The 18,542-nt window shown below is 46.3% G+C and carries 15 protein-coding genes and 2 pseudogenes; 16 read left to right on the top strand and 1 reads right to left on the bottom strand.

The window, feature by feature from the left end; translation table 11 throughout:
• The first annotated feature begins 469 nt into the window (after positions 1 to 469).
• From MSA64_RS00365 to MSA64_RS00340, 6 genes are all read left to right on the top strand, one after another.
• The gene (locus tag MSA64_RS00365; RefSeq protein WP_154431156.1) at positions 470 to 2,095 is read left to right on the top strand and encodes an ABC transporter substrate-binding protein; all 1,626 of its coding nucleotides are present in this window, start codon (positions 470 to 472) and stop codon (positions 2,093 to 2,095) included.
• 110 nt (positions 2,096 to 2,205) lie between these two features.
• A complete protein-coding gene (locus tag MSA64_RS00360; protein WP_118619465.1) occupies positions 2,206 to 3,156 on the top strand; it encodes an ABC transporter permease in 951 nt (316 codons plus the stop codon).
• 4 nt (positions 3,157 to 3,160) lie between these two features.
• On the top strand, positions 3,161 to 4,027 hold the full coding sequence (locus MSA64_RS00355) for an ABC transporter permease (protein ID WP_022400439.1): 867 nt from the start codon (positions 3,161 to 3,163) through the stop codon (positions 4,025 to 4,027).
• 11 nt (positions 4,028 to 4,038) lie between these two features.
• The gene (locus MSA64_RS00350; protein WP_022170851.1) at positions 4,039 to 5,049 is read left to right on the top strand and encodes an ABC transporter ATP-binding protein; all 1,011 of its coding nucleotides are present in this window, start codon (positions 4,039 to 4,041) and stop codon (positions 5,047 to 5,049) included.
• Between the two features lies 1 nt (position 5,050).
• The gene (locus MSA64_RS00345; RefSeq protein WP_154431157.1) at positions 5,051 to 6,028 is read left to right on the top strand and encodes an ABC transporter ATP-binding protein; all 978 of its coding nucleotides are present in this window, start codon (positions 5,051 to 5,053) and stop codon (positions 6,026 to 6,028) included.
• 24 nt (positions 6,029 to 6,052) lie between these two features.
• A complete protein-coding gene (locus tag MSA64_RS00340) occupies positions 6,053 to 7,330 on the top strand; it encodes an L-cysteine desulfidase family protein (protein WP_154431158.1) in 1,278 nt (425 codons plus the stop codon).
• A 261-nt stretch (positions 7,331 to 7,591) separates the two neighbouring features.
• Here MSA64_RS00340 and MSA64_RS11840 read toward each other — a convergent pair whose 3' ends face one another.
• On the bottom strand, positions 7,592 to 7,732 hold the full coding sequence (locus tag MSA64_RS11840) for a DUF6783 domain-containing protein (RefSeq protein ID WP_334302734.1): 141 nt from the start codon (positions 7,730 to 7,732) through the stop codon (positions 7,592 to 7,594).
• Here MSA64_RS11840 and MSA64_RS11835 point away from each other — a divergent pair.
• The 10 genes and pseudogenes from MSA64_RS11835 to MSA64_RS00295 form a co-directional block, all read left to right on the top strand.
• Positions 7,691 to 7,897, top strand: a pseudogene (locus MSA64_RS11835) (DUF6783 domain-containing protein); the annotation flags it as partial. The gene MSA64_RS11840 and the pseudogene MSA64_RS11835 sit on opposite strands and share 42 nt — an antisense overlap.
• Positions 7,884 to 9,014: a GTP-binding protein gene (locus MSA64_RS00335; RefSeq protein WP_287890068.1), complete on the top strand. Its 1,131-nt coding sequence runs from the start codon at positions 7,884 to 7,886 to the stop codon at positions 9,012 to 9,014. The pseudogene MSA64_RS11835 and the gene MSA64_RS00335, both read left to right, overlap by 14 nt.
• A complete protein-coding gene (locus MSA64_RS00330) occupies positions 9,014 to 9,964 on the top strand; it encodes a TIGR03943 family putative permease subunit (protein WP_117522954.1) in 951 nt (316 codons plus the stop codon). The genes MSA64_RS00335 and MSA64_RS00330 overlap by 1 nt, the downstream gene beginning before the upstream one ends.
• A 16-nt stretch (positions 9,965 to 9,980) precedes the next feature.
• The gene (pth, locus tag MSA64_RS00325) at positions 9,981 to 10,541 is read left to right on the top strand and encodes an aminoacyl-tRNA hydrolase (protein WP_022171705.1); all 561 of its coding nucleotides are present in this window, start codon (positions 9,981 to 9,983) and stop codon (positions 10,539 to 10,541) included.
• 12 nt (positions 10,542 to 10,553) lie between these two features.
• Positions 10,554 to 14,069, top strand: a complete 3,516-nt coding sequence (gene mfd, locus MSA64_RS00320) for a transcription-repair coupling factor (RefSeq protein WP_287890065.1) — start codon at positions 10,554 to 10,556, stop codon at positions 14,067 to 14,069.
• Positions 14,070 to 14,233: 164 nt separating this feature from the next.
• A complete protein-coding gene (locus MSA64_RS00315) occupies positions 14,234 to 15,433 on the top strand; it encodes a peptidyl-prolyl cis-trans isomerase (protein ID WP_287890063.1) in 1,200 nt (399 codons plus the stop codon).
• Positions 15,434 to 15,679: 246 nt separating this feature from the next.
• Complete coding sequence (locus MSA64_RS00310) at positions 15,680 to 16,072, top strand: VOC family protein (RefSeq protein WP_154431163.1); 393 nt, start codon at positions 15,680 to 15,682, stop codon at positions 16,070 to 16,072.
• An 89-nt stretch (positions 16,073 to 16,161) separates the two neighbouring features.
• The gene (locus MSA64_RS00305; protein WP_154431164.1) at positions 16,162 to 17,037 is read left to right on the top strand and encodes a homocysteine S-methyltransferase family protein; all 876 of its coding nucleotides are present in this window, start codon (positions 16,162 to 16,164) and stop codon (positions 17,035 to 17,037) included.
• 21 nt (positions 17,038 to 17,058) lie between these two features.
• A complete protein-coding gene (locus MSA64_RS00300; RefSeq protein ID WP_154431165.1) occupies positions 17,059 to 17,979 on the top strand; it encodes an ArsR/SmtB family transcription factor in 921 nt (306 codons plus the stop codon).
• A gap of 378 nt (positions 17,980 to 18,357) precedes the next feature.
• Positions 18,358 to 18,542: pseudogene (locus MSA64_RS00295) on the top strand (hypothetical protein); the annotation flags it as partial.

Below are 18,542 nucleotides of genomic sequence, written 5' to 3'. Positions count from 1 at the left end.
GCAGAAGAAACAGTGTAAATTAATCCTGAGCAGTGCAGACCCGGCTTACGGCGGACAGCATCATGTGGACAATCCGGTATTCAAACCGGTCAAGGGAGAATGTGACGGACAGCCATACCATGTGGCATATCCGCTGGCTCCATACGAAGTTGCGATATTTGCATTTAATTAAGAAAAGAAATATAGATAACAAAAAACGACGGAATCTGTCGGCAGAACAATCTGCTGACAGATTCTTTTTCGCAAGCAACGAGCCAAAGTCCGTGTATGCACGAAACGTTCTAGGCGACTGATATGGCTCAGTTTTCTGTAATCTCTGTTCATAAAAAACACCTCGCGGGATATTATCAGTGAACGGATCAGGAACATACCAAAAAACTATGTTTATGGCGAAAATGAATTGACAAAGCTAACATGATGCAGTATGATTGTTAAAAAATCAGGCCAAATAAGGAGGAGAAAGAGTAAAATGAAAAGATTCAAAAAACTTGTATCTGTACTTACTCTGACAGCGATGCTTGCAGCAAGTCTGACAGCCTGTGGCGGAAAAGATCCGGTTGCAGAAGATGACAGCACAGCAGGCACAACCACTGCCGACAGCAGTACAGTTACCACAGAGACTTCTGGTGACAGCACATTTACCTATGCCATCTCCGGGGACCCTACAGAGACTGTCAATGTTATTACAACATCTGACCGTTGGGGATTATCTACTGTAAAGATGATCTACTCCCCACTGTATATGAATAATGCCGATGGAATTAACTGGTTCCTGGCTACAGATTATAGCGTATCCGATGACAATCTGACCTATACATTTAAACTGAGAGATGATGTGAAATGGTCTGACGGTGAACCATTTACCGCAGATGACGTGGTATTCACATACGAAGCCATGGAACAGGAGGATAACCTTGGCTGGGCTTATTCTCAGCTGGTTTACGATCAGGGAACGGTAAAAGTGGAAAAAGTGGATGACTACACCGTATCTTTCACATTCCCGTTCGTAACACCTACGGCTATCGAGATGTTAAGTCAGATTTTCATCATGCCGGAGCACATCTACAAAGATGTCACAGATTTTGAGCATAACGATTACAACATGAACTCCGTAGGAACCGGTCCTTACAAACTGGTAGAGTATCAGTCAGGCTCATATCTGAAGTTTGAAGCAAACGAAAACTACTACAAAGGTGAACCGTCTGTTAAAAATATAGTATTCCAGATCATCGAAAATGCAGATACTGCGATCCTGGCTCTGCAGAACGGTGAAGTGGATGCTTATCAGATGACACCACAGCAGGTGAAAAAACTGGATCTGGATGCAAGCAACCTGACTGCTTATTCTTACACAGAGGGTCGTGTCGGTTACCTGCAGATCAACTGCAATCGTGTAACAGACGAAAACGTTCGTAAAGCCCTGCTGTTTGCCATGGACAGAAAAGCAATGGATGATGCAGCCTTCGAATCTGACGAATACTACAGCATTCCGTATACCTTCCTGCCAACCAACAGCCAGTTCTACACAGAAGACGGTGTGGAAAAATACGAGCAGGATATAGACAAAGCAAAGAGTATGTTAGAGGAAGCCGGTGTGAGTGGTCTGAAACTGAAACTGGGTTACATCTCCAGTGATACCGTACAATCTGCACAGGCACTGCTGATTCAGGAACAGCTGCAGGAAGTTGGTGTGACGGTAGAACTTGCCGGCGGAGACGGAACAGCCATTGCAAACGCAATGAAGGATCCGGATAACGAGTACGATATGTATCTGGGCGGTTATATCATGGGTATTGACCCGGATACCTTCTCCAGCCTGTTTGAAAATGATGGTGCTTACAACTACATGCACTACAGTGGATACGATACCATCGATCAGCTGTTTGAGGAAGGTCGTTCTGAATTGGATGAGTCTGCAAGAAAGGAAACCTATGCAAAACTGCAGGCAGCTGTCCAGGATACAGGTGCTTTCTATCCGATCATTTCCAACAACAAGATCTTGGTTGTAAACAACAGAATCCAGGGTGTGGAAGATGCAGGACTTGTTCCGGTATATACCTTCGAGGATACTTCCAGTCTGAAAATTTCTGAATAAGTAATCATCAAAGATTAGACACTATTTATAATGAGGGCGGAATTCTTCTGAAACAGGCGAAGAGTTCCGCTTTTTGGGCTTAAGAATAAAAAACAAAAGGAGAAAAAGGTATGGCAAAGTATATTTTCAAACGTATTCTTACTGCGATCCCACTGATCATTGTGATTACGATCCTGTGTTTTTCTCTGATTCATCTGGCACCGTATGATGCAATTGATGCCATGACAACTCCAAAGATGTCTCCGGAGATGGTACAGATGATCCGTGAAAAATACGGCTATGATCAGCCGGTCTATGTGCAGTATATCCGCTGGCTGGAAGGAATCCTGAATGGAAACTTCGGCTATTCTATCGTGACAAAAACGAATATTTTCGATGAGCTGGCGACAAGAATCCCGAACACGATCAAGCTGGTGCTGCCGTCTTATCTGACGGCCTATGTGATCTCAATCGTGCTGGGTCTGGTGGCCGGTTCTCACAAAAACAAATGGCTGGACAAACTGATCGACGGGATCTGTTCCCTGTGGATCGCGATGCCGACTTTCTGGGTAGCGATGCTCTTTATCTATCTGTTCGGCTATAAACTGCGGATCTTTCCGATCCTTGGGATGCATACGGTAGGCGTGAATACTTTGTCTGATTTCCTGCTGCATTTTATCACACCGTATATGGTGCTGACACTGGCATTTATCCCGGACAATGTGCGTTATGTGCGTTCTTCCACGATCACACAGTACTCCGAGGATTATGTTATGGTACAGAAGGCATTTGGCGCTTCCAAAGCAGAGATCATGTTCAAACATGTCTGTAAGAACGTACTGCTTCCGGTTATCACAAAACTGGGTATGGCATTGCCAACGCTGGTAACAGGTGCGGTTATCACGGAAACCGTATTCAGCTGGCCGGGTATCGGACCGTATTTTATCAAGGCGGTACAGGGTATGGACTATCCGATTGTTATGATCGTTTTGATATTGTCTTCCACACTGGTAGTCCTGGGAAACCTGCTGTCCGATATTTTATACTGCGTGACAGATCCGCGTATCAGAAAGATGGGGTAATCGTATGGCAATGAATCATTCTCAAAAAAAACGTCTGGAAAATGTCTGGGAGGCATTAAAACACGACAAAATCGCAATATTTTCTATTATCTTCCTTGCACTGATCCTGATATTATCCTTACTGGCTCCGGTACTCCCGCTGGAACCGAATAAAACCGATGTCGCTCATATGTTAGAGGCACCAAGCAGTGCCCATATTTTCGGAACCGATGAAGTGGGTCGTGATTATCTGGCACGTGTTATCTACGGAGGCCGTGTGTCCCTGCTGGTCGGCGTGCTTGCCATGCTGATGAGTGTGACCATCGGTGTCACTGTTGGGATCCTTGCCGGTTATCTCGGCGGTATCATAGATGGTATCCTGATGCGGATCGTTGACATTCTGCAGTCCATTCCGTGGCTGATTCTGGTTACAGTTATCAGTATTTTCTTCAAACAGGGACTGGTGTCCATTATTATCGTGATCGGATTCTTCTCCTGGATGGAAATTGCCCGCCTGGTGCGTGCGGAGGTTATGTCCGTCAAAGAGAGGGAGTACGTCCTCTATGCGGACTTTGCCGGCGTGCCGTTATTTAAAATGGTACTCCGTCATCTGATTCCTTCGGTACTGCCGACGATCATCATCGCAGCGACCACCAGTATCTCCAATGCGATCATGACAGAGTCATCCCTGAGTTTCTTAGGGATAGGTATTCAGGAACCGCTGTCTTCCTGGGGAAAATTACTGCAGAGTGCGCAGAGTAACCTGCAGAATGCCGTTTACATGGCGATCATCCCCGGTCTTTTGATCATGCTGACCATCTTTGCGTTCAACAAACTGGGCAATCTGCTTCGGATCTATGTAGATCCCCGTGTCATGGACGCAGGCAAATAGGAGGAGTGGAGATGAAAGAAAACAGAGTATTAACCATAGACAATCTGACCACTACGTTTGAGAGTCACAAACAGAAGATTCAGGCGGTGCGCGGTGTCTCCCTCCATGTGGATGAAGGAGATATTCTGGCTATTGTAGGAGAGTCCGGAAGTGGGAAAAGTGTAACTATGAAGTCGGTCATGGGACTTCTCGGAGAAAATGCAGATGTGCAGGCAGATCATCTGGAACTGCTGCAGAAGGATCTGCTGTCCATGTCTGAAAAAGAAAAACGGAAAATGCGTGGAAAAGATATGGCAATGATCTTTCAGGATCCGATGACTGCCCTGAATCCGCTGAAAAAGATCGGGTATCATATGATCGAGGTACTCCGACGTCATCAGAACCTGAGCAAGGCAGAAGCAAGAAAAGTAGCCATCGATATGCTGGGAAAGGTAGGAATCCCGTCGGCAGAAAGCCGGATGGATCAGTATCCCCATGAATTTTCCGGTGGTATGAGACAGCGTGTCATGATCGCAATGGCACTGTGTTGCCAGCCGCGGCTGCTGATCGCCGATGAACCGACAACCGCACTGGATGTAACCATCCAGGCGCAGATTCTGCAGCTTCTCAAACAGTTAAATGAAAATGAGCAGATGAATATTATTCTGATCACCCACGATCTCGGGGTGGTAGCTTCTCTGGCGAAACGGATCGAAGTGATGTACGGGGGTCTGATCATGGAAGAGGGAACCACAGAAGAGATCTTCGAACATCCGACCCATCCGTACACGAGAGCACTGCTTCATGCGATTCCAAAATGTGAGAGCGGATGTCGGGAACGCCTCGAACCGATCCCGGGTATGGCACCGTCTCTGGCGAATCCGCCGGCGGGATGTCCATTTGTGACCCGCTGCCGGTTTGCATGTGAGGAATGTAAGAAAGGGATCCCGTCCATGCGGGCATATTCCGATACCCAGTCCTCCAGATGTATCTTCACAAAAGAAGAACTGGACGAGAAAGAGAAGAAAGAAGAGGAGAAATAATATGGAAACAAAAGAACAATATCTTCTGGAAGCGAAGAATCTGTCCAAGTATTTCCCGGTCAAAAATTTCTTCGGAAAACTGGTACAGGAAGTACGGGCGGTGGACCGCGTGAACCTTTCTATTAAAAAAGGAGAAACCTTTGGTCTGGTGGGAGAGTCCGGTTGTGGAAAGTCCACACTGGGACGTACTCTGATCCGTATGTATGAGCCGACCGATGGAATCTTAACCTACGACGGTTACGACATCACAAAGACAAAAGGTAAAGAACTCCTTGCATATCATAAGAGAATGCAGATTATTTTTCAGGATCCTTATTCTGCGTTGGATCCCCATCAGAATGTAAGAGAAATCATGGCTGAACCGATATCTGTCTTTGAAAAACTTCCGGAAAAAGAGATGGATGAGCGGATCGTAAGCCTTCTTGAAAAAGTAGGTATGAAGGCAGACGATATGGAAAAATATGCCTATGAGTTTTCCGGCGGACAGCGTCAGCGTATCGGTATCGCAAGAGCCTTATCCGTCAATCCGGAATTCCTGCTCTGCGATGAGCCGATCTCCGCACTGGACGTATCGATCCAGGCACAGGTTGTCAACGTGCTGGAAGATCTGCAGCAGGAACTGGGACTGACTTACCTGTTTGTGGCACATGATCTGTCCATGGTGCGCCATATCTCCGACAGGATTGGTGTGATGTACCTTGGTAAGATTGTGGAGAGCGGAGAAAGCGATGAAGTGTATGACAATCCATGCCACCCATACACCCGGGCATTGCTGGCCTCCATTCCGATCGCAGATCCCAAGCGGGCACTCAGTCTGGAACACTGCGGCATCGAGGGAGATCTTCCGAGTCCGTTGCATGTTCCGTCCGGCTGTCGTTTCCATACACGCTGTCCTTACGCGACCGATCAGTGCAGACAGCAGGAACCGGAACTGGAAGAGAGAACACCGGGCCATATGGTGGCATGCTGGAAAAAATAAAAAGAGTGAGGAACAGATAGAAATATGCTTTCAAAAGAATATTACCGAACTTATGTCCAGATCCTGAAAGATGAACTGGTGCCGGCGATGGGATGTACCGAGCCTATCGCCATCGCTTATGCGGGAGCTGTTGCCAGAAAGACACTGGGAGCCCTTCCAGAGCGGGTGGAGGTTGCGGTCAGCCGAAATATTATAAAAAATGTAAAAAGCGTGGTTGTTCCACATACCGGTGGACTGCGTGGAATCGAAGCCGCCGCAGCTGCCGGAATCGTGGCAGGAGATGCTGCGAAGGAACTGGAGGTCATCTCCCATGTGGAACAGGAAGACATCGAAGTAATGGGAACCTTCCTGAAGGAAGTTCCGTGCAGTGTCTGTGAGGCATCCTCTGATCTGATCTTTGATATTCAGATTACTTTATATCACGGAGAAGATAGAGCGAGTGTACGGATCACCGATTTCCACACGAATCTGGTGCATGTGTCCAGAAACGGGGAGATTCTTCTGGCAAAAGAGATTACCGGAAAAGAAGAATCCGCACTGGCAGACAAATCGACGCTTACCATAGAAAAAATCTTTGCATTTGCAAAGGAAGTGGACCTTGCAGATGTCCGTGAAGTACTGGAACGTCAGGTTCGTTACAACATGGCGATCGCCGAGGAAGGGCTCTGTGGTAATTATGGAGCCAATATCGGAAAGGTCCTGTTGGCCACTTACGGCGATCAGGATGTCAAGGTGCGCGCCAAAGCCATGGCGGCTGCCGGTTCCGATGCAAGAATGAACGGCTGTGAACTTCCGGTAGTGATCAATTCCGGAAGCGGCAACCAGGGAATCACAGCTTCTGTCCCGATCGTGGTTTTTGCAAAAGAACTGCAGGTATCGGAAGAGACGATGTACCGGGCTCTGGTGATCTCAAATTTGGCAACGATCCATATCAAAGAAGGAATCGGCAGACTTTCCGCATACTGCGGTGCAGTAGGAGCCGGATGTGGCTGTGGCGCAGGGATCGCCTACCTGTACGGAGACGGCAAGAAGGAGGGCGAGCATGCCATTGTCAACGGTCTTGCCATTGTATCAGGTATGATCTGCGACGGAGCGAAAGCATCCTGCGCAGCGAAGATCGCATCCTCTGTAGACGCGGGAATCCTTGGTTACTTTATGTATAAGAACGGACAGCAGTTTATCGGCGGTGACGGTATCGTAAAAAAAGGAGTGGAAAATACGATCCGCTGTGTTGGTAAACTGGCATCTGAAGGTATGCTTGAGACAGACCGGGAGATCGTGCATCTGATGATCCACGGATAATACATACAAAAAAGGTAACTGTTCAGTACCTTCACAGTTACGAGTCAAAATGCATTTAAAATCACCTTCGGTGATGGCATTTTGACTTGTATGTCTCGGGATTTTGGCATATTCATGCCAAAACACCTCGCGGGATATTACTTACCGAATAGTTACCAAAAAAGCTCTTTTTGCATGAAAAAACGGTTAGTTATATAAAACCGCAAAGGCAAAGGGGGCTTTACTTTTTTTACAAAACGTGATAAAAGTATAGAGGAGTAACTATTCGGTAAAAATATCCTGTGAGTTTCTAGAGCGTGTTTGAAAAAGGCTTTTCGTGAACTGCGAGTCCCAGTTTGTGGGAGATTTTATCCGAATGAGGGCGGCGTAGCGGGCTACGGCAACCGAATGAGGGTAAAATATACCGCAAAGTGGGGCTTGCAGATTGCGGAAATGATTTTTCAGACACGCTCTAGGGCAGGGAACTGTCGAAAGTCCGGGATATGCAGACAAAAATTCAGGGCTGTTTTCTCTAAAACAGCCCTTTTTGGGCGTTTTTCAGGAGGTAAAAAACATGACAAAGATTGACATTATTTCAGGATTTTTAGGAGCCGGAAAAACAACACTGATTAAAAAACTGCTTTCTGAAGCTTTAAAAGGCGAGCAGGTAGTGCTGATTGAAAATGAATTTGGAGAGATCGGTATTGACGGAGGATTTTTAAAAGACTCCGGTATCGAGATCCGTGAGATGAACTCCGGATGTATCTGCTGTTCTCTGGTAGGTGATTTCGGAACTTCTCTGAAAGAAGTGATTACAACGTATCATCCGGATCGTATCATCATCGAGCCGTCAGGTGTGGGCAAACTGTCTGATGTCATCAAAGCGGTAAAAGGTGTGGATGTGGACTGTGAGATCAGCCTGAACAGCTATACAACGGTAGCAGATGTAAACAAATGTAAAATGTATATGAGAAACTTCGGTGAGTTCTTCGAGAACCAGTTACAGTATGCAAGAACGATTATTCTGAGCCGTACCGATACACCGAAGGCTACCGAAGAGAAAGTAGCCAAAGCAGTCGCTCTGATCCGCGAAGTGAACAAGGATGCAGTGATCATCACCACTCCAATCGAAAAACTGGACGGTGCACAGATTCTGGAAGCTATGGAGCAGGGCAGAGAAGAAGACGAAGATTTCTGCCCGGTATGCGGTGGACACCACGATCATGATCATCACCATGATGATGAGTGCGGACATGACCATGAGCATCATCATCACGACCACGATGACGAGTGCGGATGCGGACATGACCACGATCATGATCATCACCATGACGGCGAGTGCGGATGCGGACATGATCATGACCATGAACATCATCATGACGGCGAGTGCGGATGTGGACATGACCACCACCATCACCATGCGGATGAAGTATTTACAAGCTGGGGTCGTGAGACTGCTAAGAAATATACAAAAGAAGAGATCGAAGCTGCACTGAAGAAACTGTCAGAAGCAGAAGATCTTGGTGTGATCCTTCGTGCTAAAGGTATGGTGGACGGAAAAGACGGACAGTGGATCTACTTTGATATGGTTCCGGAAGAGTATGAGGTACGCACCGGTACTCCACAGATCACAGGTAAGATCTGTGTGATCGGTTCCAAGATGGCAGAAGACAAAATTGCTGAAATTTTTGGAGTGAATGAGTAATGATGAAGAGAGATGTTCCCGTATATTTAATTACAGGATTTTTAGAGAGTGGTAAAACCCAGTTTCTGGATTTTACCATTCATCAGAGTTATTTTCAGATTCCGGACAAAACGCTTCTGATTCTCTGCGAAGAGGGAGAAGAGGAGTACGATGAGGAAAGCCTGAAAAAAATGAATACGGTGATCGAGATCATCGAAGATCCGGAAGACTTTAACGCGGATACCCTGCAGATGTTGAATAAAAAACATCAGCCTGGCAGAGTCCTGGTAGAGTACAATCCGCTGTGGTCTGTAGATAAGTTCTATCAGACCGATATGCCACGTTACTGGGATCTGGCACAGCACATCGTAACCGTGGATGCCAGTACCTTCCAGATCTATATGAACAATATGAAATCCTTGTTCATGGAGATGATCCGAAACGCGGATCTGGTAATTTTCAACCGCTGTCAGGATGAACATCCGCTGGCAAACTTCCGCCGCAGCGTCAAAGTTGTCAATTCCAGAGCGGAAGTGGTATTTGAAAATGAAGAGGGCGAGATCGACGATATTTTTCAGGATGAGATGCCGTATGATATGAACGCGGATATCATTGATATCGAAGATATCGATTACGGTATCTGGTATGTGGATATGATGGATAACCTGAAAAAATATGTGGATAAGACGGTTCGGTTTAAAGGACAGGTGTTGAAAAGTCGTGAGCTGAACGCAGGATTTTTCGTGCCTGGACGTATGGCGATGACCTGCTGTGCGGACGATACCCAGTTTATCGGCTATATCTGTAAGAATCCGGCAGCCAAGAGACTGCGGATCGGCAGCTGGGTAACGGTAACTGCAAAAGTTAAAGACGAATTTATGGAAGTATACAACGGCAGAGGTCCGGTATTGTACGCAACAGAGATTGAAGCGGCAGAAAAACCGGAGCAGGAGCTGGTATACTTCGGCTGATGAAGGAGTTATCATTATGTATCTGATCGTAGGCCTGGGCAATCCGGGAAAACAGTATGAAAATACCCGCCATAACGTGGGATTTGACGCGGTTGATCTTCTGGTGGATGAGTATCGCGTACCCTCTTCGGGAAAACAACATAAGGCAATGTACGGAAAGGGCGTGATCGCGGGTCAGAAAGTGATCCTGGCGAAACCGCTGACCTACATGAACCTGAGCGGGGAATCAGTGAGAGCCCTGGTAGACTATTATAAGATCGATCCGGAAGAAGAACTGATCGTGATCTATGACGATATCAGTCTGGAACCGGGAAAGATCCGGATACGGAAAAAAGGAAGTGCGGGCGGCCATAACGGGATCAAAAATATTATCGCACAGCTGGGCACCCAGAACTTCCAGAGAGTCAAAGTTGGAGTCGGAGAAAAGCCGAAGGGCTGGGATCTGGCGGATTATGTGCTGGGACACTTTTCCAAAGAAGACCGGGGACTGGTGGATGACGCGCTGAAACGCGTGGCAGGCGCCGTGGAACTGATGGTGCAGGGAGAAGTGGATCAGGCGATGAATCAGTTTAACTAGAAAGGGAAAACGATGGATGCATTCGTACAACCATTATATGAACTGGCCGATTTTGATGCGATCATAAGACAACTGAAGAAACCGGGAATCGTACAGGTTTCCGGATGCCTGGACTCCCAGAAAGCTCATTTTACCAATGGGCTTCTCCGGGAGTTTCCTTTTCGACTGATCGTTGCGGAAAATGATCTGAAAGCCAAGGCATTTTATGAGGATTTTCGTCTGTATGACCCGGAAGTACTGTATTATCCGGCGAGGGATCTGATCTTTTATCAGGCAGATATCCATGGTAATCTTCTTACCAGACAACGGATCCAGGTGCTTCGCGCACTGCTGGAGCGGGAAGAAGTGACGATCGTTACTTCGATCGACAGCTGCCTGGACTGTCTGGTGCCGCTTGCCGTGTGGAAGGAAAAAGTAATAAAGATTCGCAATGACAGCGAGATTGACCTGGATCGAATGAAAAGACATCTGTTGGAACTCGGGTATGAATGGGCGGCGCAGGTAGAGGTTCCGGGACAGTTTTCTATCCGTGGTGGAATCATGGATGTATTTTCTCTGACCGAGGATAATCCGTGGCGTATCGAACTGTGGGGAGATGAGGTGGATTCCATCCGCAGTTTTGATGCGGAAAGCCAGCGCTCGATCGAGAATCTGGAGGAGATTACGATCTATCCGGCGACGGAAGTGGTGCTGGATAAGGAGACGATCCGACAAGGCATCAAAGCCATTGAAAAAGAGGCGCAAAAGAGTCAGAAGAAGTTCCGGGACGAGATGAAGACAGAGGAAGGGGCGAGAGTCCGCCAGATCGCCGCTGAATTAAAAGACCAGTTAGAAGAGATGGAGCATATTGCCGGAGCAGAAAGTTTTGTCCGGTATTTTTATAAGAAAACAGAATCGTTATTGGAATATCTGCCGGAGAACACGCTGGTTGTGATCGACGAGCCGAACCGGTTGACAGAACATGCAAAGACAACAGAAGAAGAATTTCGGGAGAGTATGATTCACCGTTTGGAAAAGGGGTATCTTCTGCCCGGACAGATGGAAGTGATCGGAAACCATCAGGAAGTAGTGCATCGGTTTCATCAGATGCATACACTGTCATTGTCCACGATGGAGCCACGGGGAACCGGGTGGAACTTCACTATGGAGATGCAGCTGACTGTAAAATCGGTCAACCCGTACAACAACAGTTTTGAGATGCTGGTAAAAGATCTGTTGCGTTGGAAAAAATCCGGTTACCGGATGCTGTTGTTATCTCCTTCGCGAACAAGGGCGGCCAGACTGGCAAAAGATCTGCAGGATCAGGAACTGTCAGCTTTTTACAGTGAGGATCCGGAAGAACTGATCCAGCCGGGACAGATCAAGGTCACCTGGGGACGGGTAAGCCGTGGCTTCGAGTATCCGATGGTCAAATACGTGGTGATCTCGGAGACGGATATTTTCGGCAAAGAAAAGAAGAAAAAACGGAAAAAATCCCAGTACAGCGGAAAGCAGATCCAGAGCTTTTCGGAGCTTTCCGTAGGAGACTTTGTGGTTCATGAAAACCACGGGCTGGGCGTGTACCGCGGCATCGAGAAGATGGAAGTGGATGGTGTGGTGAAAGACTATATCAAGATCGAGTATGCAGGAAAAAGTAACCTGTATATTCTCGCCACCCAGCTGGATGTCCTGCAAAAATATGCCGATTCTGATGCGGCAAAGACACCGAAGTTAAACAAACTCGGCGGACAGGAATGGAAGAAGACCAAGACGAAGGTCCGCGGAGCTGTAAAGAATATCGCAAAAGATCTGGTGGCACTGTATGCAGCCAGACAGCAGGAAGCCGGTTTCCGCTATGGACCGGATACGGTATGGCAGCGGGAATTTGAAGAGATGTTTCCATTTGAAGAGACGGAGGATCAGCTGCAGGCGATCGAGGCGGCAAAGCAGGATATGGAGAGCCCGAAGATCATGGATCGGCTGATCTGCGGAGATGTGGGCTACGGGAAGACGGAGATTGCGATCCGTGTGGCATTTAAGGCGATCCAGGAGGGAAAACAGGTGGTTTATCTGGTTCCAACCACGATCCTTGCACAGCAGCATTACAATACATTTGTACAGCGGATGAAGGATTTTCCGGTGCGCGTGGACCTTCTGTGCCGGTTCCGTACCGCCAGCCAGCAAAAAAAGACGATCGGGGATCTGAAAAAAGGTCTGGTGGATATTCTGATCGGCACCCATCGGGTGTTGTCCAAAGATGTGCAGTTTAAAGATCTGGGACTGCTGATCATCGATGAGGAACAGCGCTTTGGTGTTACCCACAAAGAAAAGATTAAGCAGATGAAACAGAATATCGATGTCCTGACCCTGACAGCGACGCCGATTCCGCGAACTCTTCACATGAGTCTGATCGGAATCCGGGATATGAGTGTTCTGGAAGAAGCTCCACAGGACCGTACACCGATCCAGACCTATGTGATGGAATATAACGATGAGATGGTACGGGAGGCGATCAGCCGGGAACTGGCACGCGGTGGTCAGGTGTATTATGTATACAATCGTGTCAACAACATTGAAGAGATCACCAATCAGATCCGAAAACTGGTTCCGGAGGCGAGCGTGGCATTTGCCCACGGACAGATGAGCGAGCGTGAACTGGAAAAGATCATGTATGGATTTATTAACGGAGAGATCGATGTTTTGGTCTCCACAACAATCATCGAGACGGGGCTGGATATCTCGAATGCCAATACCATGATCATCCATGATGCGGATCAGATGGGACTTTCTCAGTTGTATCAGCTGAGAGGAAGGGTAGGACGATCCAACCGGACCGCATACGCTTTTCTGATGTACCGGAGAAATAAGATGTTAAAAGAAATCGCAGAAAAACGCCTCCATGCGATCCGCGAATTCACTGAACTGGGAAGCGGGATCAAGGTTGCCATGCGTGATCTGGAACTGCGTGGTGCGGGCAATCTTCTGGGAGCGGAACAGCACGGTCACATGGAAGCGGTAGGATACGATCTCTACTGTAAGATGCTGAATGAAGCCGTACAGGAAGCAAAAGGAATCGAAGTACAGGAAGACTTCGAGACGACGATCGACCTGCAGATCAATGCGTACATTCCGGAAAAATATATTCCGAATGAATACCAGAAGCTGGATATTTACAAACGGATCGCGGCGATCGAGAACCGGGAAGAGTATGAGGATATGATGGAAGAACTGCTGGACCGTTTTGGAGAACCGCCGAAGATGGTGCAGAACCTCCTCGCAGTGGCAAGCCTGAAAGCCATGGCTCACCGGATCTATCTGACCGAAGTTAAGCAGCTTGATGACAGCCTGAAACTTACCATGTATGAGCGGGCGAAGATTGACACAGCGAAGATACCGGAGATACTGAATCAGTATCCGGAAGAACTGCAGTTTAAAGTCGAAACAAATCCGTATTTTCTGTATCGTCCGAGAAACCGAAAGGCAAAGGAAGCAGTGACGATGCAGGAGAAGGCGACTGAATTACTGACGGTCATGCAGTGTCTGGTATAAGTGCAGGCAAATTCCTGAGAACAGGAAAACAAGAGATGAGCACTTGTGAAAAAAGATTGAAATAAAAGGAAAAAAGTTGCCCCATAGGAGGAAATAGTCTATAATAAATGCTATTAGTGAATAAATGTACTCCCGGAGTACATAAAAGGGTAACGGAGGAAAACATGAGAAAGTTAAATAAAACCGCAGCATGTGGGATTCTGGCAGCTGCTCTTGCAGCAGGTACACTGTCCGGATGCTCAAAAGCAATTGATGGAACAAAAACCGTAGCAACTGTAGGAGATGAAAAAGTAACATTGGGTCTGGCAAGCTATATGATAAGAGACCAGCAGGCGCAGACCATGAGTTATTATAATATGCTGATGTCACAGTATGGTGTCAGCGGCTCTGCATCTAATGTGTGGGATCAGAAAGGAGACGACGGGAAAACTGTCGGGGAAAGCTCCAAAGACGGCGTCATGACGACAATTAATCAGTTGTATGTACTAAAAGCACATGCGGCAGATTATGACGTTACGATTACGGATGATGAAGAAAAAGCGATCAAAGAAGCAGCAGCGGAATTTATCAAAGATAACGATGAAAAGATCCTGAAAAAACTGGCAGTATCTGAAGACGACATCGTTACGTATCTGGAACTGGTAACGATCCGCAGCAAGATGCATGATCCGATGACTGTAGATGTAGATACCGAGGTCAGCGCCAATGAAAAAGATCAGACAAGAGTCACTATCGTAAAAGTTTCTACAGAAGGAACAGAAAAAGATGATGACGGTAATACCATTGATCTGACCGATGAAGAAAAAGCACAGAAAAAAGACCTGGCACAGCAGGTACTTGATAAAGTAAAAGCATCCGATGACGTGGCAAACGCAGATATGGATGCACTGGCAAAAGAGGTAGATGACAGTTTAAGTGCGACAGCACCGGCATTTACCACAGCGGGAAGTACCGATGATACACTGGATGAGGCGGTACAGGATGCAGCTCTGGAACTGAAAGACGGAGAAGTTGCTGACAGTGTGATCGAAGGCGACGACGGTTATTATGTGGTACGTCTGGATAAGATGCTGGACGAAGATGCGACAGAAAACAAAGAGAAGACGGTTATTTCAGAAAGAAAATCTGATCTGTATGACCGCACACTGGAAGACTGGGTAAAAGAAGAAAAGATTAAAGTCAAAGATAAAGTATGGGATCAGATCACAGTCACTGACAGTGTATCTTTTGTATACAAGAGTGCCGACAGCAGCGATGATACAGAATCCAGTGACGCACAGGACAGTACAGAAGATACCTCTTCACAGGATAACAGTGAAGACACTACAACAGAAGACACAGCAGCAGAGGACAGCGCTGAGTAATATGATGTTGGGGTCAAAAAGTATTTTGACCCCTTTGATACCGGATTGTTCTGTACTTCGTACTCTCACAATCCTCAAAAACATTCGTAATCCGCTCATTTTTCTTCGAAAAATGGCTGCTTACTCATGTTTTTGTCAGGTTCCAAGTTTGGAAATCTGACGCAAGCTTGCTTGCAGGAAGATTTCTGAACTTGGAACCCTGGTATCATCATAATAGTACAGAGAAAAAAGCGGAGGATACAGAGGATGAGTGTAACACAGTGGACAACAGGAATCCAGCATATCGGAATTCCTACATCAGACATAGAAACAACGATCCGGTTCTATGAAGGTCTGGGATTTCAGACCATGCACACGAATCAGGTACCTGCCAACCAGGCAAAAGTTACTTTTTTGCAGCTGGGGAACCTGATGATCGAGACCTACGCCGAAGGTGGCAACGGCATTGAAGGCGCAATCAATCACTTCGCTTTAAACTGCACAGATATTCAGGCTGCTTATGCATGGATCTGTGAGCAGGGATATAAAGTGTTGTCGAATGGAATTGAAGAACTTCCATTTTGGGAAAAGGGTGTGGCTTTCTTTATTATCGAAGGACCGAATAAAGAACGGATCGAGTTCTGTGAACGGAAACAGTAATGGGACGCTCCCTCTGTAAGTCCGTGGGAAGATAAAAAAGCTGATAATACTGAAATAGTGTTTTGGATATACAGAGGAAGGAGAAAACAATGACAAGACAGCAATTTGATGAACTGACAGCAAAAGGGGTAGTAATTCTGGACGGAGCCACCGGTTCCAACCTGAGAAAAGCAGGTATGCCGGTAGGCATATCTTCTGAGCAGTGGGTACTTGAAAATCCTTCAGTTTTACAGGAACTGCAGCGTGCCTATGTGGATGCCGGAAGCCAGATCGTTTATGCTCCTACATTCGCAGCCAATCCTATCAGCCTGAGAAACTTTAATCTCCAGGATCGGGTAGCCGAACTGAACACAAAGCTGGTAAAGATCTGTAAAGACGGAATCGGCAACCGGGCTCTGGTAGCGGGAGATATCACCACCACCGGACAGCTGATGGAGCCGAGAGGAACCCTGACTTATAATGAACTGTATGAGGCATATCAGGAACAGATGAAAGCCCTGGTGGATGCAGGAGTGGATCTGTTTGTTGCAGAGACCATGTTGAGCGTGGATGAGACGGTGGTTGCACTGGATGCAGCACAGGCAGTCTGCGATCTTCCGATGATCTGTACGCTTTCTCTGGAAGCAGACGGGAGCGCAATGTACGGAGGTAATGCCGTGGAAGCAGTTCTGACTTTACAGGAGATGGGAGCGGCTGCCGTAGGACTGAACTGTTCCGTAGGTCCGGATCAGCTGGAAGCAGTAGTTGCCAGCATGAAAGAAGTGGCAACTGTTCCGATCATCGCGAAACCAAACGCAGGCATGCCGTTTATCGATGACAAAGGCGAAGCTCATTACGATATGAATGCAGATGATTTTGCAAGACACACCAAACACCTGGTAGAAGTCGGTGCCGGAATCGTAGGCGGCTGTTGCGGAACCACCCCGGAATATATTCGGAAACTGGCGAAGGTGTTAGGAAGATAGAAAAAGAAAAATGAGGGAAAGATGGCGAAAATTAAAGAGTATCGTATTGACGAGGTTGATGCGGTGTGCAATCTTGGAAAAGCACTATCTTCTCCGGTACGTTTAGAGATACTTCAACTTTTGTATAGAGACAGCTTGATTATCGGAGAGATAGCAAAAAAATTGGATATTCCGGCATCCAGTACGGCATTTCATTTGAAAATATTAGAACAGGCAGGATTGGTTCGTATGGAAGAGCAGCCGGGTACCCGTGGAAGTACAAAACTATGTACACGTAAAGTAGATGCTTTGACTATACATACAACAAAAAGAAATTTGGATGTGAAAGAGGTTTTTAGTGCTGAGATGCCAGTTGGTGCATATAGTAGCTGTGAGGTGAGTCCAACCTGTGGTCTTTATAGCGAAGAAGGAAGCATAGGAATAGATGATAGAGAATTTTCCTTTTATCTTCCAGAAAGAATAAGAGCAGGATTTTTATGGACTTCTTCCGGATATGTAGAATATAAGTTTGCTAATGGTGTTCCCAGTGAATGCAAGGTTGATCGTTTGTCGATTTCAATGGAACTGTGTTCGGAAGCTCCAGGATACCGGGAAGACTGGAAATCAGATATTACGGTGTGGATCAATGGGATAGATTGTGGAACCTGGACGTGTCCGGGAGATTTTGGAGCCAGAAGGGGAAGGCTTATGCCATCAGACTGGCCGATAGGAAGTACACAGTATGGTATGCTGAAAACATGGGAAGTGCGTAAGGATGGTACGTATCTGAATGGTGAATACATCAGCGATGTTTCTATTGATATGTTAAATGTTATGGAAAAACCGTATGTAAAGGTTAGAATTGGAAATAAAGAAGATGCCAGATATGTTGGAGGATTCAATCTCTTTGGAAAACACTTTGGAGATTATGATCAAGATATTATTCTGGCTATGGAATATTAAAACGAAAAGAGCAGTACTGGAAAAGTTCAGTGCTGCTCTTTTTTGCTTGCGAAATAATGATAAGGTGTTTTGCACAAAACCGAAAAGTGGTATTTGTATAAAAATACAATATCTCACAGAAATTATTATATTATTTCTTTGAAAAAAGATAAAATAAACAGTATTTCTGTTTAAATAAAATAATAAAACAGTAAAAGTGTATAAAAAACAGTTGACAAACTGAAAAAATAGACTATAATCATAGATAAACAAACAGAAATGCTGTGAAAACAACAAAGAAAACCGGATACTGAAATAAAACAAACAGCAGAGCTGTTGGAACTATCATGGCCAGATAGAAAACGGAAACTATATAATGAAAAAATGGGAGGATGTAAAATGAAAAGAAAATTAATTGCTTCTCTGATGGCAGCAACGATGGTTGCAGGAATGTTAACTGGTTGTGGCAGTGGAAGTTCTGCCGATGACAGTGCAACAACAGATGATACAAAACAGGAAGAAACAGCAGAGGCGGGTACAGATGATGCCGCATCAGGTGAAGATGCAGATGTGAACGAAGACGG

The sequence above is a fragment of the Oliverpabstia sp. genome, from assembly GCF_022785585.1.
Lineage (GTDB): Bacteria > Bacillota > Clostridia > Lachnospirales > Lachnospiraceae > Oliverpabstia > Oliverpabstia intestinalis.
This window is presented reverse-complemented; position numbering and strand designations above follow the sequence as displayed.